At 63.3% G+C, this 19,686-nt stretch carries 17 protein-coding genes; 6 read left to right on the forward strand and 11 right to left on the reverse strand.

The features are described from left to right. Positions 1-40: 40 nt before the first annotated feature. From ACTJKT_RS18645 to ACTJKT_RS18665, 5 genes are all read right to left on the reverse strand, one after another. Entirely contained in the window at positions 41-1,921 is a 1,881-nt protein-coding gene (locus tag ACTJKT_RS18645) for a DUF3857 domain-containing transglutaminase family protein (protein WP_440788101.1), read from the reverse strand. A 374-nt stretch (positions 1,922-2,295) separates the two neighbouring features. Next, on the reverse strand, positions 2,296-2,691 hold the full coding sequence (locus ACTJKT_RS18650; protein WP_440788102.1) for a YybH family protein: 396 nt from the start codon (positions 2,689-2,691) through the stop codon (positions 2,296-2,298). 17 nt (positions 2,692-2,708) lie between these two features. Beyond that, positions 2,709-3,812 carry a DNA alkylation repair protein gene (locus ACTJKT_RS18655; protein WP_440788103.1) on the reverse strand — a complete coding sequence of 368 codons (1,104 nt, stop codon included), beginning with the start codon at positions 3,810-3,812 and terminating at the stop codon, positions 2,709-2,711. A gap of 192 nt (positions 3,813-4,004) precedes the next feature. Continuing rightward, positions 4,005-5,828: a monovalent cation:proton antiporter-2 (CPA2) family protein gene (locus ACTJKT_RS18660; RefSeq protein ID WP_440788104.1), complete on the reverse strand. Its 1,824-nt coding sequence runs from the start codon at positions 5,826-5,828 to the stop codon at positions 4,005-4,007. A gap of 219 nt (positions 5,829-6,047) precedes the next feature. After that, positions 6,048-6,938 (reverse strand): LysR family transcriptional regulator, encoded by an 891-nt coding sequence (locus ACTJKT_RS18665; protein ID WP_009048382.1) that lies wholly within the window; start codon positions 6,936-6,938, stop codon positions 6,048-6,050. Between the two features lie 168 nt (positions 6,939-7,106). On the opposite strand from ACTJKT_RS18665, the gene ACTJKT_RS18670 reads away from it, so the two are divergent. The 4 genes from ACTJKT_RS18670 to ACTJKT_RS18685 all read left to right on the forward strand — a co-directional run bounded on the left by ACTJKT_RS18670 (position 7,107) and on the right by ACTJKT_RS18685 (position 12,337). Next, positions 7,107-8,183, forward strand: coding sequence for a 4-oxalomesaconate tautomerase (locus ACTJKT_RS18670; RefSeq protein WP_009048383.1), 1,077 nt, complete (start codon positions 7,107-7,109; stop codon positions 8,181-8,183). Between the two features lie 45 nt (positions 8,184-8,228). After that, positions 8,229-9,551 carry a C4-dicarboxylate transporter DctA gene (gene dctA / locus ACTJKT_RS18675; RefSeq protein ID WP_440788105.1) on the forward strand — a complete coding sequence of 441 codons (1,323 nt, stop codon included), beginning with the start codon at positions 8,229-8,231 and terminating at the stop codon, positions 9,549-9,551. Positions 9,552-9,678: 127 nt separating this feature from the next. Next, on the forward strand, positions 9,679-10,983 hold the full coding sequence (locus ACTJKT_RS18680) for a CitMHS family transporter (protein WP_009048385.1): 1,305 nt from the start codon (positions 9,679-9,681) through the stop codon (positions 10,981-10,983). 100 nt (positions 10,984-11,083) lie between these two features. After that, the gene (locus tag ACTJKT_RS18685) at positions 11,084-12,337 is read left to right on the forward strand and encodes an OprD family porin (RefSeq protein ID WP_041986781.1); all 1,254 of its coding nucleotides are present in this window, start codon (positions 11,084-11,086) and stop codon (positions 12,335-12,337) included. 52 nt (positions 12,338-12,389) lie between these two features. Here ACTJKT_RS18685 and ACTJKT_RS18690 read toward each other — a convergent pair whose 3' ends face one another. Next, a complete protein-coding gene (locus tag ACTJKT_RS18690) occupies positions 12,390-14,342 on the reverse strand; it encodes a M48 family metallopeptidase (protein WP_440788106.1) in 1,953 nt (650 codons plus the stop codon). Between the two features lie 24 nt (positions 14,343-14,366). After that, on the reverse strand, positions 14,367-14,963 hold the full coding sequence (locus ACTJKT_RS18695) for a LemA family protein (protein WP_440788107.1): 597 nt from the start codon (positions 14,961-14,963) through the stop codon (positions 14,367-14,369). 279 nt (positions 14,964-15,242) lie between these two features. On the opposite strand from ACTJKT_RS18695, the gene ACTJKT_RS18700 reads away from it, so the two are divergent. After that, positions 15,243-16,886 (forward strand): ABC1 kinase family protein, encoded by a 1,644-nt coding sequence (locus tag ACTJKT_RS18700; protein ID WP_440788108.1) that lies wholly within the window; start codon positions 15,243-15,245, stop codon positions 16,884-16,886. A 91-nt stretch (positions 16,887-16,977) separates the two neighbouring features. Here the strand turns inward: ACTJKT_RS18700 and ACTJKT_RS18705 are convergent, their stop codons facing one another. The 4 genes from ACTJKT_RS18705 to ACTJKT_RS18720 all read right to left on the reverse strand — a co-directional run bounded on the left by ACTJKT_RS18705 (position 16,978) and on the right by ACTJKT_RS18720 (position 19,051). Then, positions 16,978-17,229, reverse strand: coding sequence for a bacteriocin immunity protein (locus ACTJKT_RS18705; RefSeq protein WP_440788109.1), 252 nt, complete (start codon positions 17,227-17,229; stop codon positions 16,978-16,980). Positions 17,230-17,232: 3 nt separating this feature from the next. Then, on the reverse strand, positions 17,233-17,358 hold the full coding sequence (locus ACTJKT_RS18710; protein WP_440788149.1) for an HNH endonuclease signature motif containing protein: 126 nt from the start codon (positions 17,356-17,358) through the stop codon (positions 17,233-17,235). A gap of 124 nt (positions 17,359-17,482) precedes the next feature. Continuing rightward, the gene (locus ACTJKT_RS18715) at positions 17,483-17,839 is read right to left on the reverse strand and encodes a DUF6572 domain-containing protein (RefSeq protein WP_440788110.1); all 357 of its coding nucleotides are present in this window, start codon (positions 17,837-17,839) and stop codon (positions 17,483-17,485) included. 18 nt (positions 17,840-17,857) lie between these two features. Further along, a complete protein-coding gene (locus ACTJKT_RS18720) occupies positions 17,858-19,051 on the reverse strand; it encodes an S-type pyocin domain-containing protein (protein WP_440788111.1) in 1,194 nt (397 codons plus the stop codon). A 269-nt stretch (positions 19,052-19,320) separates the two neighbouring features. Here ACTJKT_RS18720 and ACTJKT_RS18725 point away from each other — a divergent pair, with 269 nt between their 5' ends. Further along, entirely contained in the window at positions 19,321-19,659 is a 339-nt protein-coding gene (locus tag ACTJKT_RS18725) for an FKBP-type peptidyl-prolyl cis-trans isomerase (RefSeq protein ID WP_025809541.1), read from the forward strand. Positions 19,660-19,686 lie beyond the last annotated feature (27 nt).

Raw genomic sequence — 19,686 nt, forward strand, 5'->3', positions numbered from 1 at the left:
CCACCATCGCGGGCAAGCCTCGCTCCTACAGGGGCGCGGATCAGGTCTTTTTCGCTGCGCCCTTGAGCTGGACCAATTGCCGCGCTTGCTCGGAGCAGTCCTTGGCCTGGCTGACCATGGCCTCGAACGGCGCGCTGATGATGTCCTCATGGCTCAGCCAGCGTTTTTTCTGGCTCAGGCGGTAGTGATAGCGGTACTCGCCCTTGACCCGTTCGCTGCGCAGGTCCATGTCGAACCAGGGCGAGCGCACGTTGCAGGCCTTGACGTCCTTGTCCAGCTGGGCGCCGGAGAGGGTGATGGTGTAGCGCAGGGTATTGGCGTCGCCGATGTACAGGTCCGCCAACTGGCCGTTGCGGCGGTAGTTGACCAGGAAGTCCCAGTCGCCTTCCAGGGCCGGACTCTTGTAGAAGTAGCTGCCGGAGATGTTTTCCAGTGGCTTGAGGTCGGTCAGGGAGGCCTTGACCCGGTAGGTCCTGGGGGCGACGAAGGCGGTCGGCTCGCGGTCGATCTGGCAGTCGCGCAGTTCCCGGGTGAAACGCTCGCACAGGCTCTGGTCGTTGCTGGCGATGCCGCTCTGGTTGTCGGACACCATCAGCCGCATCAGCTCCATATGGCTGAATTCGATACGGGCGTTGACCCGGGCCTGGCCGGCGCGGTCGAAGTGCTCCTGCTTGTCCAGCACGAGGCTGGTGTCCGGCGCTTCCAGGGGAATGTAGTCCTCGCGCACCTGGCCGTTGGCGTCGCTGACAAAGGCCCAGCGCTCCTGGATGTCCGGCATGCTGCGACCCGGGTCGAACACCGGGTTGGTCGGGTCCAGCCACCACACCTTGCCGTCGACCTCGGCCCGCACTATGGCGTGGTTCGGCGCGTGGGTGCCGGGGATCAACAGCGGCGCGACGACGTTCTCGCGACTGACCCAGGCCGTCTCGGCCTTGATCCCGCTGGCCTTGAGCATGGCGGCCAGGAGCACCGCCAGGTCCTTGCAGTCGCCGTAGCCGCGCTGTTCGATCTGCTCCAGCTCGAAGGGCACGTAACCCCGTTCGGTGGCGCGCCAGTCGCCCAGGTAGCGGTAGTTGTCGTTGATGTGCTGCATCAGCCCGGCGACTTTCTCGGCGGGCGGCAGGTCGCGCAGGCCGGCCACGGCCTTGGCGCTGGCCGGTGGCAGGGGCGTGGCGAGGATCTGCTGGTAACGCTGGGCCAGTGGGCCGAAATAGTCCTGCACCTCGGCGCTGCTGCCCAGTTCGACCCGCGGTACCCGCTGGATGAAGCCGATCGAGGGTTCATTGATGTAGTTGAGGAAGACCGGCGCCTTCTGCTCGATGGTGAGTTTTTTCCGGTCGCTGGAAGCAGTAAAGCGGTAGTCGTCCATCTGCTCGCTGCGCCAGATGATCGGGCGCGTGGCGCGGTAGGTGATCTTGAAGCTGTCCTGGCGCACCGGCTTGGGGCCGAACTGCAGCACCGAGTGGAACTGCCCCAGCAGCGGTTTGGCCGCGTAGTGCTGCTGCACGGTGTAGCTGAGCCGAGTGCCGACCCGCAGATTGGGGAAGGCCAGGGAGGTCTGCTTCTCGCGCAGGAAACCCTGTTCCGGATTGGGCGCGGTGCGGGTATCGATCTGCGCCGGCGCCAGCGCGATGGGCTTGCCGCCCGGCTGGGTGAATTCGGCCTTGCGCAGTTCGAAGCCATCGGTCTCGGCGTAACTGAAGTCGATGCGCGAAAGCATTTCCCGACCCGCCGGGGTGAGGATGGTGTAGTGCTGGGTGGTGGTGCAGTCGCTGCTGTGGTCGGCGTTGAACTGGCATTCCATCTCGGCGTCGGCGGCCAGGGCGGCTTCCGATTGCGGTTGATAGGCAGCCAGAGCTTGCCAGGAGAGCAGTCCGAGACCGGCGCAGATCAGGGGACGGTAAAGCGGAAAACGGTACATGAGCGCCTCGGGTGAATCATTGGAATCAGCCACCTCGCACAGGGTAAATCAGACGTGACAGGCGGGTGGCTAGCGGGGGAGGCGCCAAATGATAATTTATCGCAATACGGATTTACAGCATTGTCTGACAATTCGTGCTGGCTGAAAGGCTTGAGATAGAGCGGTTTCTTTGAATCGGTCGGGATTGTTGGACGGCTGGAGAGGGCGTCCACGGCGCTGGGATTCTTCCGCGAAACAGGCTTTTCGTCCCCGCAGATATGGCTCAAAGCCATATCTGCGAGCTGAACGATTCCAGGTGGTCTTCCGTTGTTTTTGCAAGAAGTTGCCTGGCTGATTTTACGAAACAACTTGTTACAAGATCGGCGCCCGCTGGCTCAGCCGTCGAGCAGGTCGGTGCCGTAGGAATTGTCGATCACGCAACGCCAGGCGCCCGACGGCTCATGGCGAAAGACATAGGTGGCGCGCCGTTCCAGGGTGCTGGCGACCCCGTCGCGGTCCAGGGTGTCGAGCAGGGTGTGCATGATCACCAGCGCGGTGTCGGCGCCTTCGATGACCTGCATCGCGCCCTGCCTGACCAGGATGCTGTGGTTGAAGTGCTCGGCGATGGCCACGAAGGCCCGGCGGATCTGTTCCTTGCCCCGGGCTTCCAGGCCTGGCTTGACCACCAGGGTGGCGTCCTCGGCGTAGAAATCCATCAGGCTGTCGAAGTCTTCGGCGGTGATGGCGCGGTCGGCGGCTTCGATCAGTGTTTTCAGCGGGTGGGCCGGCATGGTCGCTCCTTGCGGTTTCAGTTGTGGATATCGAACGCCGTGCTGCCCAGGCGCTCGCCGTTGACCAGGATATGCAGCACATGGCGCCCGGGATAGTGGCGGCGGGTGGTCAGTTCGCGGATGTGCTGGGCGCGGCCCAGATGTTCCCGGGCCTTGGCGGGCAGGGTGAAGGCCTTGAGCTTGAACACCTTGGCGCTGGTGCCGCCCGAGGCCTTGACGTAGTCGATCGCGTAATCCACCACCAGGCGCTGGCTGGTGTCGGCGGTGGATTCCAGGGCAAAGGACAGGTTGATCCGTTCCCCCAGGCGAATCACCGCCGGCTCGACCCGCAGGCCATGCAATGTCACCTGCGGCGCATGCCCGGCGCCGACGATCGCCAGCGCCCGGCGATTGCCCTGCTTGATCAGGCTGCGCAGGGCGTGGCGGGCGATCCAGGCGGTGTGCGGGTTGTCCAGTGACCAGCCTTCGAGCAATGCCAGCACCCAGTCGGGATGGTCCTTGGTGATGTCGTTGAGGTGATTGGCCACCGACTTGCGCACGTACAGGCTGGGGTCGGCCTTGAGGCGTTCGAGGATAGGCGCCGCCAGGGTCGGGTCGGCCTGGATCCGCTCCAGGCGGAACGACCAGGGCAGGCGCGGGCGGCTGCCTTCGCTGGCCAGGCGGCGCACATGCTCGTTGTCGTCCCGGGCCCAGTCCCGCATCACCGCCAGGGTGCGCGGCAGGTCATTGGCGAGGAACGGGCGGATGGCGAACTCCGAGGAACCGAAGGCGGTGAAGTACTTGAGCGCCTGCATCGAACGCTCGAAGGCATGGCTGCCATAGCTGGCCACGTAGTGCGGCAGGAACATGCAGACGAAGCGGCTGTTCAGGCGCGGGGCGAGCTCGTACAGCCGGGCGAGGTTGGCGTCGTAATCCGCCGGCAGTACCGCCTGCAGGCTCTCGCTGACCCGCGCCAGGCGTTGCATCACCGAGAGGTCAGCGAGGTCCTGTTGCGCATGGGCGAGAAAGCCCCGGTGATCGAAGGCCGGGTACACCACGAGCATTTCCCGGGCTATGTGTTCCAGGCGTTCGGCGTTGAAGATTTCCTTGAGGGCGGGGGCGCTGGGGCTGGCTGCGGTCATCGGCGTATCCATTCGGGACGGGGCGCCAGGCACTGTAGCGCAGTGGGCTGACAGATTGTGTCAGGAGCCTAGGGGATGGAATCAGACCCGACGCCATCGCGGGCAAGCCTCGCTCCTACAGGGATCGTGGTGCTTCTCTGTAGGAGCGAGCTTGCTCGCGAAAGATCTCAGCCGCACCGCATAGCTCGATATTCAACGCGGTGGCGGCAGCACTCCGTCGGACTGCTCGTCCTGCTCATCCGCCTCGAACAGCCGCGCCAGTTCGGCCCGGGCTTCCTGGGCCGATTGCAGGATCTTGGCGTGGTCGTCGTAGATCGCGTGCTGGGCTTCGAGTACCTGTTCGTCGTGGTCGGTGAAGCGCTTGATCCGCGAGTCGGCCTGGGCGTGGGTCAGGCCCAGACCGATCAGTGCCTTGCGGCTCATTTCCAGGCTCGAGTAGTAGGTTTCCCGCACTGCCTCGGCACCCAGGTCCACCAGCTTGTGCACGTGCTGGCGGTTACGGGCGCGGGCGATGATCTTGATGTGCGGGTAGAGCTTGCGCACCACCGCCGCGGTGTTGATGTTGGTCTGCGGGTCGTCGGTGGCGATCACGAAATATTCCGCTTCGCCGACCTTGGCCGCCTTGAGGATTTCCGCGCGCATCGGGTCGCCGTAGAACACCGGCATGCCGCCGAAGCTGCGGGTCAGCTCGATGGTGTCGACCGAGGTGTCGAGGGCGACGAAAGGGATCTTCTGCGCCCGCAGGATCCGCGCGACGATCTGGCCCATCCGGCCCATGCCGGCGATCACCACCCGCGGTGCGTCGGTTTCGATCTCGCGGTATTCGGCAGGCATCTCCACGGGCTTGGCCTTGGGCTGCAAGAAGCGCGCGCAGGCCAGGAGCAGCAGCGGGGTCACGGCCATGGACAGGGTGATGGTCAGCACCAGCAGGTCATACAGGCGCGCCTCGAACAGGCCTTGGTCGCGGCCGATCTTGAACACCACGAAGGCGAATTCACCGCCGGCCGCCAGTACCACGCCCAGGCGCACCGCGCTCAAGCGCCCCAGGCCACCGGCCAGGCGCCCGACCACGAACAGCAGCGGCAGCTTGATGGCGATCAGCAGCAGGGTCAGGCCCAGCACCGCGATCGGCGCGCTGAACAGCAGGCTGATATTGGCGCCCATGCCGACGCTGATGAAAAACAGCCCCAGCAGCAGGCCCTTGAAGGGTTCGATCTGCGCTTCCAGTTCATGGCGGTATTCCGAGTCCGCCAGCAGCAGGCCGGCGAGGAAGGCGCCGAGGGCCATGGACACGCCGACCATATCCATCAGCCAGGCGGTGCCAATCACTACCAAGAGCGCGGTGGCGGTGGACACTTCCGGCAGGCCGGTGCGGGCTACCACGCGGAACACCGGGCGCAACAGGTAGCGGCCGCCGATCACCACCACGGCGATGCTGCCCAGCACTTGCAGGCCATGGCGCAGGTCTTCGGCGCTGCTGGTGTTGTGGTCGACCCCGGCCAGCACCGGGACCATGGCGATCAGCGGAATCGCCGCGATGTCCTGGAACAGCAGGATGGCGAAGGCCAAGCGCCCGTGGGGGCTGGTCAGCTCCTTGCGTTCGGCCAGGCTTTGCAGGCCGAAGGCAGTGGACGACAACGCCAGGCCCAGGCCCAGCACTATGGCGCTGTTCAGCGGCTGGCCGAACAGGAACAGGGCCACGCAGCCGATCACCACCCCGGTCAGCAGCACCTGGGCCAGGCCGACGCCGAACACCGATTTGCGCATCACCCACAGGCGCCGTGGCGACAGCTCCAGGCCGATGATGAACAGCAGCAACACCACCCCCAGTTCAGACACATGGCTGATGCTCTGCGGGTTGCCCACCAGCCCCAGCACCGCCGGGCCGATAATCACCCCGGCCAGCAGATAGCCGAGCACGGCCCCCAGCTGCAGGCGCTTGGCCAGGGGGACAGTCAGCACCGCCGCGAACAGGAACACGACAGCGGCTTGCAACAGGTTGCCTTCATGGGGCATGGGCTTACTCCTGGGAAAACGGGTATTGGGTGGTGCACGGAAAAAACGGCTGCGCCTCAGGCAACCGTTTGGCCCGCAGGTTCCATGGGGGGATGGCTGTGCAGCATAAAGTCTGGGCCCGGCGCAGTCAGCCGTTAATGGCCGATACGCCGCAGGTTGTCAGGCGCAGGTTTCAGGTGTTCGTGCTCTTCCACGCCAGCTTGCCTGCACCACGAACCGTCAATGCGGCCACTGTTCGAGCAGGATCGACACGAACTTTTCCGCGGCGGGCGACAGCGAGGCGCCGCGCCGGTAGACCAGGCCCAGGGTGCGGTTGACCACCGGTTCGCTCAACGGAATGCTCACCAGGGTCGGGTGGTCGGCCGCGGGCATGGCCAGGCTGGGCATGGCCGACACGCCGAGCCCGGCCTCGACCATGCCCAGCGAGGTGGACAGGTGTTGCACCTCGTAGAACCATTGGGGACGCCAGCTCAGGCCGGACAGGGCGTGGTCCAGCAGCATGCGGTTGCCGCTCAGGCGGCCGACGCCGATCAGCCGGTAATCACTGAGTTCCGACCAGGTGACCGAGGTCTTTTTCGCCAGCTCATGGTCACGCCTGCACGCCAGTACGAAAGGTTCGTTGACCAGGGGCACGAACTCGATGTCCGGGTGCTGGCCGCTCATCATGTTGATACCGAAGTCCGCCTCGCCGCGCAGCACCGCTTCCAGCCCTTCGTTGGCGCTGAGGTCGAGCAGGCGGATGCGGATTTTCGGATAGCGCTCGTTATAAAGGCGGATCACCGACGGCAGGAAGTAGAAGGCCGCGGTGGGAATGCAGGCCAGGGTCACCTGGCCAATCTGCCGTTCCGCCAGTTCGCGGATATTGAGGATCGAATCGTCGAAGTCATCCAGCAGGCGCCGGGCCTTGGGCAGGAAGTCCCGGCCGACGCTGGTCAGGCTGACCTTGCGCGTGGTTCGGTCGAGCAGGGCGGTGCCCAGGCCTTCCTCCAGCTTCTTGATCCGGCGGCTCAGGGCCGGTTGGGACAAGTGCAGGGCATCGGCGGCTTCATGGAAACTGCCGAGTTCGGCGATTTTCACGAAGGATCTTATGTCCTGGAGCTCATATTCCATGTTTTTCGTCTCAGGCGAGGGCAGGAAGGCAGGCGCTGCCACTTTAGAATTTTCATGTGTTAAACGCAATAATCGCTACGATCTTTGCATTGGAAACATCGTTCGTTCCCTGACACTCTTGTGCCCAGAACATCAATTAACCCGATTGATTAACAAGAGTCTATGTCCATGCAACGAATTCCTTGTGTGCTCATGCGCGGCGGTACCTCCAAGGGACCGGTGTTTCTCGCCTGGGATCTGCCGGTGTCCATCGAGCAGCGCGATGAGCTGCTGCTCGACCTGATGGGCTCGGGGCATGAGCTGGAAATCGACGGCATTGGCGGTGGCAGTCCGCAGACCAGCAAGGTCGCGATCGTCAGTCCGTCGCTGCACCCCGAGGCCGATGTCGACTACCTGTTCGTGCAGGTGATGGTGTCCCAGCGCCGGGTCGATACGGCGCCCAACTGCGGCAACATGCTGTGCGCGGTCGGCCCCTTTGCCGTCGAGCAAGGCCTGGTCAAGGCCACTGGCGAGCAGACCCAGGTGCGGATCCGCAATCTCAATACCGGCACCTTCGTCCACTCCCTGGTGCAGACGCCGGCGGGCAAGGTCAGCTACGAAGGCGATACCGCCATCGATGGCGTGCCCGGCACCGCCGCTCCTGTGCAACTGACGTTCCTCGACGCCGCGGGCAGCAAGACCGGCAAACTCTTTCCCACCGGGAACACCCTGGACCTGATCGATGGCGTACCGGTGACTTGCATCGACATGGCCATGCCGATGCTGATCGTCGAGGCAGGGCAATTGGGCAAGCGCGGCGATGAGTCTCCCGCCGAGCTGGACGCCGACAAAGCCTTTCTGGAGCGGCTGGAGTCCTTGCGCTTGCAGGCCGGCCTGGCCATGGGACTGGGCGACGTCAGTGACAAGGTGATTCCCAAACCGGTGTTGGTTTCCCCGGCCAAGGCGGGCGGAACCTTGCAGGTGCGCTATTTCATGCCCCACAGTTGCCATCGCGCGCTGGCTATCACCGGCTCCATCGGCCTGGCCACCGCCTGTGTCAGCGCGGGCAGTGTCGCCGCCGAACTGCTGGGCGGAGCCACGCAACTGAAGCAAGTGCGCCTGGAGCACCCCAGTGGCGGGATCGATGTCGTATTGTCCTACACCGGCAACCAGGGAGAGACCATTCGCGCCTCGGTGGTTCGCACCGCGCGAAGGCTGTTCTCCGGTTTCGTCTACGCCCCGGCGTCACAACGCCTGGCCGGATAGTCCTGCACCGCAGTGACAGTCGTTCGCATCAGAACAATTCTAAAAATGGGTGATGCCATGAAAGTCGTTAAATCGCTCTACTTCCAGATCATCTGTGCCGTGCTGCTGGGCGTGGTGGTCGGGCACTTCTGGGCCCAGCAGGCCATTGCCCTCAAGCCCCTGGGCGATGCCTTCATCAGGCTGGTCAAGATGATGATCGCGCCGGTGGTGTTCTGCACCATCGTCACCGGGATCGCCGGGATGAACGACAAGCGCTCCCTGGGGCGCCTCCTGAGCAAGACCTTGCTGCTGTTCCTGGCGTTGACGGTGATCAGCCTGATCATCGGCCTGGTGGCGGTCTACCTGTTCAAGCCCGGCGCGGGGATGAACATCGACCCCACCCTGCTGAGTACCCAGGGCCTGTCGCAGTACACCGAGTCGGCGGCCAAGCTGGGTGTGGTGGAGTTTTTCATGCACATCATTCCCGAGACCTTTATCGGCGCCTTCAACAAGGGTGAGGTGCTGCCGGTCTTGTTCATCGCAGTGCTCTGCGGCTTTGCCCTGTCGTCCCTGGGCGAGCGCGGCAAGCCGGTGCTGGATGTGCTGGAAGCCGCCTCGCACATGGTGTTCAAGATCTTCTCCTACCTGATGCGCTTTGCCCCGATCGGAGCGTTCGGCGCGCTGGCCTTCACGGTCGGCCAGTACGGCATTACCTCCCTGGGCGCCCTGGCCAAGCTGATCATGACCCTCTACATCGCCTGTGGATTCTTCGTCTTCGTGGTGCTGGGCGGCCTTTGTCGCGCCCACGGGTTCAGCCTGTGGAAGCTGTTGCGCTACCTGCGTGAAGAATTCCTGGTGGTGCTGGGTACCTCGTCCACCGAGCCGGTGATGCCACGCATGCTGGAAAAGCTCCAGGCGCTGGGTTGCAAGAAAGGCGTGGTAGGCCTGGTACTGCCCACCGGCTACTCGTTCAACCTCGACGGCACGGCCATCTACCTGTCGCTGGCGGCGATTTTCATTGCCCAGGCCTGCAACATCGACTTGAGCCTGGGGCAGGTGCTGACGATGCTGGCGATCATGCTGCTGTCGTCCAAGGGCGCGGCGGGTGTCACCGGCAGCGGCTTCGTCGCGCTGGCCTCGACCCTGACGGTGATCCACGACATCCCCTTGGCGGGGCTGGCGCTGTTGATCGGCATCGATCGCTTCATGTCCGAGGCCCGGGCGCTCACCAGCCTGGCCAGCAATGCCGTGGCCACGGTCGTGATCTCGCTGTCGGAAAACGCCTGCGAACGCCAGGTGCTGCTGCAGGCCCTGGATGGCCAGGCGGCGAATAATACCCAGGCCAGTGACGAAGCCTGGGAGCCGGTGCAGACCGGCAAACACCTCTAGCCGTTCGCGGCGCCCTCACAACACCGTTCGACCCGGTTGCAACCCTCGCCAGGCTCCGCCTGGCGGGTAAGGGGGCCGTGCGCCTGGGCGTCGGCCATGCTTGTCCATAACAACAAGAGAATCCCACATGCTTGCATTACTCGGCCTGGCCATGGTGGTCGTGTTCACGTTCCTGATCATGACCAAGCGCTTGTCCCCGATCGTTGCCCTGACCCTGGTGCCGATCGTCTTCGCGGTGATTGGCGGATTTGCCGGCAGTACCGGAAAAATGATGCTCGACGGCCTGAAAATGGTCGCCCCCTCCGCGGCGCTGCTGCTGTTTGCGATTCTGTTCTTCGGCCTGATGATCGACGCGGGCCTGTTCGACCCGCTGATCCGCAAGATCCTCAAGCGGGTCAACGGCGACCCGGTGAAGATCGCCGTCGGCACCGCGTTGCTGTCGCTGCTGGTGGCCCTGGACGGTGACGGCACCACCACCTACATGATCACCTGCGCGGCGATGCTGCCGCTGTACAAGCGCATCGGCATGAACCCGATGATCCTTGCCACCATCGCCATGCTCTCCCTGAGCATCATGAGCGGCATGACCCCCTGGGGCGGTCCGGCCACCCGGGCCATTGCCGCCCTCGGGCTGGATGCCGGCGAGTACTTCGTGCCGTTGCTGCCGACCATGATCGGCGGTGCGGCCTGGGTGGTGTTCAGCGCCTTTCTGCTGGGCCGCGCCGAGCGCAAGCGCATCGGCAACACTCAACTGCAGAGCGGTGGAGGCAACTGCTACATCAAGGCCATAGTCGAGGACACACCCTGCAAGCGACCGAAGCTGGCCTACGTCAACCTGATGCTGGTGGTGGCGGTGATGGTGGCGCTGGTGATGGGGCTGATGCATTCGGCGATCCTGTTCCTGATCGGCTTCGTGCTGGCGCTGATGATCAACTACCCGCAGCTGGAGCTGCAGAAAGAGCGGATCCTCGCCCATTCGGGCAATGCCATGACGGTGGTGCTGCTGGTGTTCGCCGCTGGCATCTTTGCCGGGATCTTCTCCGGAACCAAGATGGTCGATGCCCTGGCACAGACCCTGGTGGAGTGGATCCCGCCGTCGTGGGGGCACCTGTTCCCGCTGGTGGTGGCCATCACCAGCATGCCGCTGACCTTCGTGCTGTCCAACGATGCCTACTACTTCGGCGTGGTGCCGATCCTCGCCAATGCCGCGGCGGCCTATGGCATCGATCCGCTGGAAATCGCCCGGGCCTCGATCCTCGGCCAGCCGGTGCACCTGATGAGCCCGCTGGTGGCCTCGACCCTGCTGCTGGTGGGGATGGTCGATCGCGACATCGGCGACTTCCAGAGAGCCACCGTCAAATGGGCGGTGCTGACCTCCCTGGTGATTACCGCCCTGGCCCTGCTGACCGGCGCGCTGACCCTGTTTTCCTGAGCCCGTTCTCCTGGGCCATCCCTGAACCACCAAGGGTTCCCCGGCGCGCCACGGGCGTGGCGCGCGCAACACCTCGAATAACAACAATGAGTAGTCCGATATGACCCTTTCGATCACCCGTGGGGCGTTGCTGCCCCTGGCCGCGCTGTTGCCGCTGACGACCGTTGGCGCGGCCGGCTTCGGCGACGACAGCACGCTCAAGCTGCAACTGCGCAATGTCTATTTCAATGAGAATTTCCGTGACGAGCATGGCCTGAGTGCCCGGGCGGCACGCACGGCCAAGAGCGAGCGCACGGAGTGGGCCCAGGGCCTGCTGCTGGATTTCCAGTCGGGTTTCACCCCCGGCACCCTCGGCCTGGGCGTCGACGGGCTGGCCCTGGTCGGGGTCAAGCTCGACTCGGGACGGGGCCGCAGCGGTACCGGCTTGCTGCCGGTGCATGACGACGGTCGCGCCGCCGACGAGTTCGCCAGTGCCGGTGTCACGGCCAAGGCCAGGCTGGCCGGGACCACGCTCAAGTACGGCACCTTGCTACCCAGGAACCCGGTGCTGATCTACAACGACGCGCGCCTGCTGCCGCAGACCTACCAGGGCACGCAGCTCACCAGCAGCGACATCGACAACCTGACGCTCACCGCTGGCCGGCTGGATCGCTTCAAGCTGCGCGATTCCAGCGACAGCGTGCCGATCGTTGCGGACGGTTATGCCGGCGACAAGTCCGGGGACTTCACCTATGCCGGGGGCGACTACAAGCTCGGCAAGAACCTGCGTTTGAGCTACTTCTACGGCGAGCTCGAGAACTTCTACCGGCAGCACTTCGCCGGTATCCAGCACGACCTGAAGCTGGGCGCCGGCGTACTGACCAGTGACTTGCGTTACTTCCACAGCAGCGACAGCGGTTCGGCCTACGGCGGCAACATCGACAACGATATGCTCAGCGGCCTGCTGTCCTATGCCATTGCCGGCCATACCCTGGGCGGCGGCTACCAGGTGCTCAACGGGGATGCCGGGTTGCCTTACATCAGCGGCGCCACGGTGTACTCGTTCAGCAACGTGGGCATTGGCAAGTTCATCGAGGAAGACGAGAAAACCTGGATGCTCAGCTACGGCTACAACTTCGCCGCGCTCGGGGTGCCGGGGCTGGCGTTTTCCACCCGCTACCTGAGCGGCAGCGACGGCCGCTCGAACACGGCGATCAAGGAATGGGAGCGCGATGCCGAACTGGCCTATGTGGTGCAGCAAGGCCGCTTCAAGGGGCTGGGGGTGAAGCTGCGCAACTACGTGTACCGTTCCGAATTCGCCCGGGGACGCGACAGCAACCGCCTCTATTTCACCTACGAGATCGCGCTCTGGTAAGGATGGTGGTGCCTGCCCAGGCTGGCGCTGGGCAGGCATGCTTGACCGGTACTCAGAGCGTGGTGGTCTGGGAGGCGCTGGCAGATGCCGGGGAAGACACTGGTTCGGTGACTGCCGAGGACAGCAGCGGTGGCATCGGGCAATCCAGCACATCGGCCACGGCGCGCATCAGCTCGGCTTCGGCCACGGTGACCTGGCCGTCGTAGCAAACGCAACGGGCCATGGCCTGCAGCAGCGTCGGCCGTTCCTCGGGCATCAGCTGGCGCAGGCGCACCAGGGCGGCATCCAGGTGTTCGAGGTCGACCTGCGCCGGTTGCGGCTGGGCGAAGGGCAGGCCGGTCCAGGCATGGGCCAATGCCAGCTGGGCCTGCTGCGCGGTCTTTTGCCCGGCACTGGCCAGGGCGCCGAGCAGGACCGCCAGTTCTTCGCTGCGCTGGAACAGCCCCCATTTGTATTCGGGCGCCGGCAGGCCTTCGACATTGCGCTGCACGATGCGCAGCAGCGTCCACTCCAGCAGCTCGACCTGATCGTCGGCGTCGATCAGTTGTCGCAGGTTGTCCATGAATGACTTGCAGGCTTTCTTGTCCAACTGCTGCAGGGCCGGTATCGACAGGTCCAGCAGCGGCAGGCGCAGGTTCGGGTCGAGGGCCGCCAGCTGTTTTTGCAGGGCTTGCAGGCAACCGAAGACCTCGGTGGGACTGTTGGCCTCCAGCTGCGCGAGTTGCCGGCGGCGTATCGAATCGTTGGCGGACAGCAGCAGGCCATAGACCAGCGCCTGGGCGCCGGTGGTGCTGTGGGCGCTGCGCTGGAGCGCCGGGTCGAGGCTGACCAGCGCCGCTTGTGCCGCCAGCAGATGTTGCGCGTTCGGGCTGCCGATGCTGGCAATCGACTGCTTGATCGCATTCAGGTCGAAGACCAGGGCGCTGGTCGCTTGCGACTGGCGGCTGAACTCCCCGGAACTGTCCAGGCCGGTGCGGGCGGGCTCGGCCGGCAGTTCGATGGCTTCGACGGTGGGCAAGCGGCCGTCCCAGCCGGGTTCCAGGCGGCGGATCCGCGCCGAGAGGGGCGGATGGGTCGCGGACTGGCCGTAGACGGAGAGGGTGGCCCCTTCACTGAAATACAAGTGGCTGTATTCGGAGCTGAAAGCGCTGTCGAGTTTCGAGCTGGCGGCATAACCGCCGATTTTTTTCAGCGCGCCGACCAGGCCGGCCGGGTTGCGGGTGAACTGCACCGCCGAGGCATCGGCGAGGAACTCGCGCTCGCGGCTGATGGCGCCCTTGATCATATTGCCGAAAAAGGTCCCGACCGAGCCCAGCAGGATCAGCGCCAGGCCACTCCACATCGCCAGCCCGCCGACCCGGTTCTGTGCCAGCCGGCCGGCCTGGTTGACCCCGTTGGCCATTGCCTCGCCGGTCAAGCCGATAACCAGGATGCCGTGGACAATCGCCACCAGCCGGGTGTTGAGGCGCATGTCGCCGTTGTAGATATGGCTGAACTCATGGGCGATCACCGCCTGCAGTTCCTCACGGTTGAACACCATGATGGCGCCGCGGGTGACCCCGATCACCGCTTCCTGTGGGGTAAAGCCGGCGGCGAATGCATTGATCCCGGCATCGGGCAGCACGTACACCTGCGGTACCGGCGTGCCCGAGGCCAGGGCCATTTCCTCGACCACATTGAGCAGCCGTTGTTCTTCCAGGCCGTCCGGGTACAGGTTGATCAGCCGGCCACCCAGGCGCTTGGCGACCACCTTGCCGCCGGCTTTCAGTTCGGAGTGCTTGCCCATGCTGCTGCCGATCACCACCAGGAACACCACCGCGGCGATCATCGCGGTCAGCTGCCAGTCGAAGCTCGGCGACTGCTTCATCTCCTTGAGAAATTGCAGCCAGAGCAGGTTCAGCGCCAGGCTGGTGACCGTCACCAGGCACAGCACGGCCAGGATCATCAGCAGCACCAGGGTGCCGGTACGCCGTTTGGCCCGGGCCTGGTGTTCAAAAAAATTCATCGGACCATCCATGGTGACAGGGGGTTAGAACGCGACCTTGGGGGCGTCCTGGATCAGGGCGCTGTCGGCGAATTGCAGCAGGCTGGCGTCGGCGCCATGGCCGAACAGACCGGCCAGGATCACCGGCGGGAAACTCTGCTTGTAGCTGTTGTAGTCCATCACCGTGTCGTTGAAGGCCTGGCGGGCGAAGGACACTTTGTTTTCGGTGCTGGTCAGCTCTTCGCTCAGTTGTTGCATGTTCTGCGACGCCTTGAGGTCCGGGTAGGCCTCCATGCTCACATTCAGCCGGCCCATGGCGCTGGACAGCGCGCCTTCGGCCTGGCCCAGCTGCGCCATGTGCTGCGGGTTGCCGGGCTCGGCCGCGACAGCCTTGAGACCCGCCAGCGCCGCGTTGCGCGCCGCGGTCACGGCTTCGAGGGTATCGCGCTCGTGCTTGAGGTAAGCCTTGGCGGTTTCCACCAGGTTGGGGATCAGGTCGTAACGGCGCTTGAGCTGGACTTCGATCTGCGCGAAGGCGTTCTTGAAGCGGTTCCGGCGGGCCACCAGGCCGTTGTAGACGGTGATGACGTAGACCACCAGCAGGGCCAGAACGAGCAGAACCACAATAGTTGAAACAGCCATACGGATGTCCTTATCGGCGTGCGGATTTCAGGGGGGCGCCATGGTAACCGAATTTATGGCGGGCGCCGCCATGGGCAACCGCCGGCATGCGGTCTTCGGCAGCACCTCGAACGAGGTGGGGCGTGCAATCGGCGCTGCCGCGTTCGGAATGATTGCCGCTCGTTGTGGTCGGACCTTGCAGGGTGCGTCGTCGATCCCGGAGTCCCCGGCAGGCGCGCCCCCAACCTTGAGCCCGTCGGCCGCGCCGCGGGCGTCACCTTGTGAAGGATCATCCCGACCATGCTCGAACCCACCTGGACGGCACTCAAACACCATAAGCGGGTGCATCAGATAGTCGCCGTGCTGGCGGCCTTCGGTGCCCAGGATGTGCTGCTGCGCCTGGGCCTGGGGCGCTTGCTGGGCGAGTCGCAGGCCAGTGGTGAGGTGCCGCCTTCAGACTCGACGCCGCAGCGGGTCCGCCTGGCCCTGGAGAAACTCGGGCCGACCTTTATCAAGCTCGGGCAGATCCTCGCCAGCCGCAGCGATATCCTGCCGCCGCACTGGATCAGCGAGCTGGAGTCGTTGCATAGCAGCGCCGCGACCTTGCCCTGGAGCGAACTGGAAGACCAGGTGCGCGACGACCTGGGCTTTGAGCTGGACCAGGTGTTCGCCGAGTTCGACACCGAGCCCCTGGCGGCGGCCTCCATCGCCCAGGTTTATCGCGCGCGCCTGCTCAGTGGCGAGGCGGTGGTGGTCAAGGTGCAGCGCCCCGGCCTGCGGCGCAAGATGAGCGCCGACCTGCAACTGCTGGAAGGCGTGGCGATGCTGGTGGAAGAGAACGCCGCCCTGGCCCATTACCAGCCGCGGCAGATGGTCCGGCAACTGGCCCGGGCCATGCTCGAAGAACTGGACTTCACCCAGGAAGGCCAGCACTGCGACAGGGTGGCGGCGAATTTCGCCGAGCATCCGCAGATCGCCATTCCGCGTATCCACTGGTTGCACAGCAGCGAGCGCCTGCTGGTCCAGGAATTCCTCCCCAGCCATACGCCGCTGGAGCGTCATGCCCTGATCGAGCAAGGCCTGGACCCGAGCCTGCTGGCGCAGCGCGGGGCCCAGGCCTTTATCAAGATGCTGCTGGAGGACGGCCTGTTCCACGGCGACCCGCACCCCGGCAACCTGCGGGCCATGGACGACAACCGGGTCGGCTTTATCGACTTCGGCATGGTCGGGCGCCTCGACGAGCGCCGGCGCCTGGAGGTCATGGGTTTTATGCGGGCCATGACCGAGGGCAGTACCGAAGCGCTGGTGGCGGTGCTGATCGACTGGAGCGGCGAGCAGGTGCGCGACCTGTCCGCCATCGAACAGGCCGCGCGGGAGTTCATGGGCCGGCACGGCGGCAAGGCGCTGAACATGAGTGCGATGATCGAGGACTTCCTCGGCCTGATGCGCGAATACCAGCTGTTGCTGCCGGCCGACCTGCTGGTGCTGTTCAAGGCGCTGATCACCGCCGATGGTGTGCTCACCCGGCTCGATCCGCAACTGGACCTGGTGGCCACCGCGCGCCCGGCCATCAGCAAGATGCTCAAGGAACAGTTCAGCTGGAAACTGGCCCGCCGCCTGGGCCTCGACGGCCTGGAACTGGGCCGTGGCGTCGCCGTCGAACTGCCGCAACTGACCCGCCTGCTGATCAACCGCCTGAAACACGGCGTGCTTGACCTGCGTCTCGACATGCCGGGCGTCGAGCGCCTGGAAAAATCCCTGCGCCTGGCCTCGACCCGCGTGTCCCTGGCGCTGCTGATCAGCGCGCTGCTGATCGCCTTCGGTCCACAGATCGCCGCGGCCGGGCCAGCCTGGCAGGGGCTGTCGGTGGTGGGCTGGTTGGCGGGAGTGGCGACCGTGGGTGGGTTGCTGGCGTTTGTCTGGAGTTTGTTCAGGCGGTCTTGAGGGGGGAGGTTGAGCGTGGGGATCATGTCCGGTGCTGCACATTCCAGATGTGCCTGAGTTCCTCCTTGGTGTTTGCGTTCAGCACCTTTGATCAGATCTTGAAACCCGGTAGGCCCTTGTCACGGCAATAGCTGCTGACAGTCCGCGTTACGCCATCGGCTGAATCGTCTTCCCCAGCCTCTGGATAGAACAGTAAATCGCTCCCTGCTGGATGGGGAACGATCTTGTTGAAGTGATCGACAAGCTCGGCTCGCTCTTCCTCAGTTCGTGCATCTTCAAACGCTTGGATCAGGGCCTTGAATTCCTGTTCGGTGTAGTCAGCCAAATGGCTCTTCAATTCCATTACTCAACTCCCCCTATGTATGTCGATATGGCATCTTGGCGTGACGACGTTGATATTGTCCGTATCGTACATCGCACCACCATCTTTGATCAGCTCGATGTGGTGCAGCTCAAATGAGATTCGCTTGATTGGTTGTAGTGGCTACGCCCAAGAGCCCACATTGAGTGGGCTTTTCTTTTTCTGTCAGTTCTTGATCCCTGTAGTCAGAGCTTTGGCGCCTTGCCCTCTCCCCTAAGCTGGAGCGCATCGCCGGTCACTCGTTGTCTGTCACATCGTCTTGTTTAAGCACGAACTCTAGGCCAATGCCTACTTCCTTTAACACCTCGGTAGCGCGATCAACAAGGAGTTCACCTTGCTCTGAAAGCTCATACTTCCCGATGATGCGGATGATGGGGGACTTACCAAGGGCGCCGGGAATCTCGGTGTAGATGTCGCCGCTTTCGATGAAAGCGATGTACGCATTCAGCTTTTCTTGAAGCGCAAGAAGGTGCTCGCCCTGTTCGGTTTTGTCAGCCCACCCAAGATGGTCTGTGATCCCGAGAATTATTTTGTTGTGATCCCATTTTGGGATTCCCCACATGTCGATGACTTCGGTGTCTGTAACTGACATAGCTGTTCCTTGATTGCGTTAGTCTATTTTCGGTCGCAAGATTTGTACTCGGGTTGGCGGTATAACCGTTCCTCCGGGGAAGCCAGGTTTACCTTTACCAACAATGACTCCGCCGCTCTCTTCGATTTCTGGGAACGCCAGCTTTTGATTGCGTGTAAGTGGTGCTGTGTCGGAGGCTTTGCATTCGACGCACGCAATGTCTCCGTTCGCGTCTCTGCCAATCATATCGAGACGAGTTCTGGTGCCGCTCTTTGTTTTCAGCGTTACCTGTTGAGTTGATTCGTCCATTTCTTCGGCAAATGGAGGGTAAGCCTTATCTTCAAAAGCAGCGCCAGCCGTCTTGTTCTTCTCCAACTGTGTACTGAGCACAATGTAGATTGGCTCAATCCCCGAGTCAGGGAACCAGATAATTGCATCTTGGAATTCGGGTGGATGTGCAGGGTTCGCCAACACCGTGTCAGATTGTGCTGTAGGCGGATACACCCAAATAGGTGGCAACTGTGGGGCGCCTTCCAGTGCAGGAATGCCCAACACACCATCAGGGCTTGCCGCTGATGTCCAAGTGAGCCCAATCCCGTTGCCGATGTCAGCGACAAACTTCTCACCGTCCTTCTTGCCCTCAATGACAGGGACATTCTCCCAGTCCGTTTTACCGCCTGTGTAGAAACCGTAGGCGTTGATGGAGCCATCAGGCAAGGTCTTCACATTGACACGCACGCGAGTGCGGCCTGTCTCAAGCATTGCGTACTGCTCATTCTTATAGAAGGCACTGTCAGGCGAAATGTTGGTGTTTGGAATCAGCAACGCAACAGTGCCCACTACAACGCCAGTAGCAACAACACCTGACCCTTTCAGCAATGTGAGAGCCAATGACCCGCCAAGACGTTTGGCAATGGCGCTGCCAGTGGCAGAGCCGCCCACCAATTGGAGAGAGGAGCCTTCCGCTGTGATTGCGGCCCCGGTAGCTAATACAGCCCATAGCCCGTAATCAGCCAGCTTCTCAACAGGCACAAATCCGGCCGGATTCTTGTGATCGATCACACCGTCAGGCAGGTTGCAGCTTTTGGCAAATACACAACCCATGGTGGCGGGTTTGTCTTCTGCCTTTGGCGGCAGGTCCTTGTATTCCGCCCAGCGTTGGGCGCCAAGATCGACAGGCTCCACGCCTCTATTGCGATAGCCCTTCGGGGTATTTGATACGTAGCCACTCATCCCTGTTCGCGTCCACATTGTCCATAAAGAAAGCCCCCGTCAGAGGGGGCGAATAGCATTTACAGTTGGCTTGGGGACGCTATTGGATTCGGCTATGGAGGGTCTGTAGGGACAATCTGAAAAACTGTGGCTGGGTCAGGAGGCATCGATAATGTGCTCTGCCTCAGCCCCATCCAGGGGCATGCCTGACAAGTCGAGAGGCCGAAAATTTGCTATTTTTCGCACCCTCGGCCGCCACTGTCGGCTGCCGCCAAGCAGAGAGTGAGTGGATGAGCGACCAGTTGCAGGTGATCGATATCGAAGTGGGCGAGGGCAAGGCGGCGGTCAAGGGCGCCTTGATCACCACCCAGTACCGCGGTTTCCTGGAAGATGGCACGCCCTTCGATTCGTCCTGGGAGCGCGGCAAGCCGTTCCAGTGCGTGATCGGCACCGGGCGGGTAATCAAGGGCTGGGACCAGGGCCTGATGGGCATGCAGGTCGGCGGCAAGCGCAAGCTGCTGGTGCCGGCGCACCTGGGTTACGGCGAGCGGTCGATGGGCAAGATCCCGCCGAATTCCAACCTGGTGTTCGAGATTGAGCTGCTGGAAGTGTTAACGCGGGATGATTGAGGACGAGAGTTGAGTTGAATCGTTGCG

This window comes from Pseudomonas sp. 22526, assembly GCF_052044735.1.
GTDB lineage: Bacteria > Pseudomonadota > Gammaproteobacteria > Pseudomonadales > Pseudomonadaceae > Aquipseudomonas > Aquipseudomonas piscium.

What these genes read in the sequence shown, in the direction of transcription:
- ACTJKT_RS18650 (WP_440788102.1), bottom strand. Translation starts at nt 2,691, where the DNA reads ATGCCGGCCCACCCGCTGAAAACACTGATCGAAGCCGCCGACCGCGCC.
- ACTJKT_RS18660 (WP_440788104.1), bottom strand. Translation starts at nt 5,828, where the DNA reads ATGCCCCATGAAGGCAACCTGTTGCAAGCCGCTGTCGTGTTCCTGTTC.
- ACTJKT_RS18685 (WP_041986781.1), top strand. Translation starts at nt 11,084, where the DNA reads ATGACCCTTTCGATCACCCGTGGGGCGTTGCTGCCCCTGGCCGCGCTG.
- ACTJKT_RS18705 (WP_440788109.1), bottom strand. Translation starts at nt 17,229, where the DNA reads ATGGAATTGAAGAGCCATTTGGCTGACTACACCGAACAGGAATTCAAG.
- ACTJKT_RS18680 (WP_009048385.1), top strand. Translation starts at nt 9,679, where the DNA reads ATGCTTGCATTACTCGGCCTGGCCATGGTGGTCGTGTTCACGTTCCTG.
- ACTJKT_RS18725 (WP_025809541.1), top strand. Translation starts at nt 19,321, where the DNA reads ATGAGCGACCAGTTGCAGGTGATCGATATCGAAGTGGGCGAGGGCAAG.
- ACTJKT_RS18695 (WP_440788107.1), bottom strand. Translation starts at nt 14,963, where the DNA reads ATGGCTGTTTCAACTATTGTGGTTCTGCTCGTTCTGGCCCTGCTGGTG.
- ACTJKT_RS18720 (WP_440788111.1), bottom strand. Translation starts at nt 19,051, where the DNA reads ATGAGTGGCTACGTATCAAATACCCCGAAGGGCTATCGCAATAGAGGC.
- ACTJKT_RS18715 (WP_440788110.1), bottom strand. Translation starts at nt 17,839, where the DNA reads ATGTCAGTTACAGACACCGAAGTCATCGACATGTGGGGAATCCCAAAA.
- ACTJKT_RS18700 (WP_440788108.1), top strand. Translation starts at nt 15,243, where the DNA reads ATGCTCGAACCCACCTGGACGGCACTCAAACACCATAAGCGGGTGCAT.
- dctA (WP_440788105.1), top strand. Translation starts at nt 8,229, where the DNA reads ATGGGTGATGCCATGAAAGTCGTTAAATCGCTCTACTTCCAGATCATC.
- ACTJKT_RS18645 (WP_440788101.1), bottom strand. Translation starts at nt 1,921, where the DNA reads ATGTACCGTTTTCCGCTTTACCGTCCCCTGATCTGCGCCGGTCTCGGA.
- ACTJKT_RS18655 (WP_440788103.1), bottom strand. Translation starts at nt 3,812, where the DNA reads ATGACCGCAGCCAGCCCCAGCGCCCCCGCCCTCAAGGAAATCTTCAAC.
- ACTJKT_RS18690 (WP_440788106.1), bottom strand. Translation starts at nt 14,342, where the DNA reads ATGAATTTTTTTGAACACCAGGCCCGGGCCAAACGGCGTACCGGCACC.
- ACTJKT_RS18665 (WP_009048382.1), bottom strand. Translation starts at nt 6,938, where the DNA reads ATGGAATATGAGCTCCAGGACATAAGATCCTTCGTGAAAATCGCCGAA.
- ACTJKT_RS18670 (WP_009048383.1), top strand. Translation starts at nt 7,107, where the DNA reads ATGCAACGAATTCCTTGTGTGCTCATGCGCGGCGGTACCTCCAAGGGA.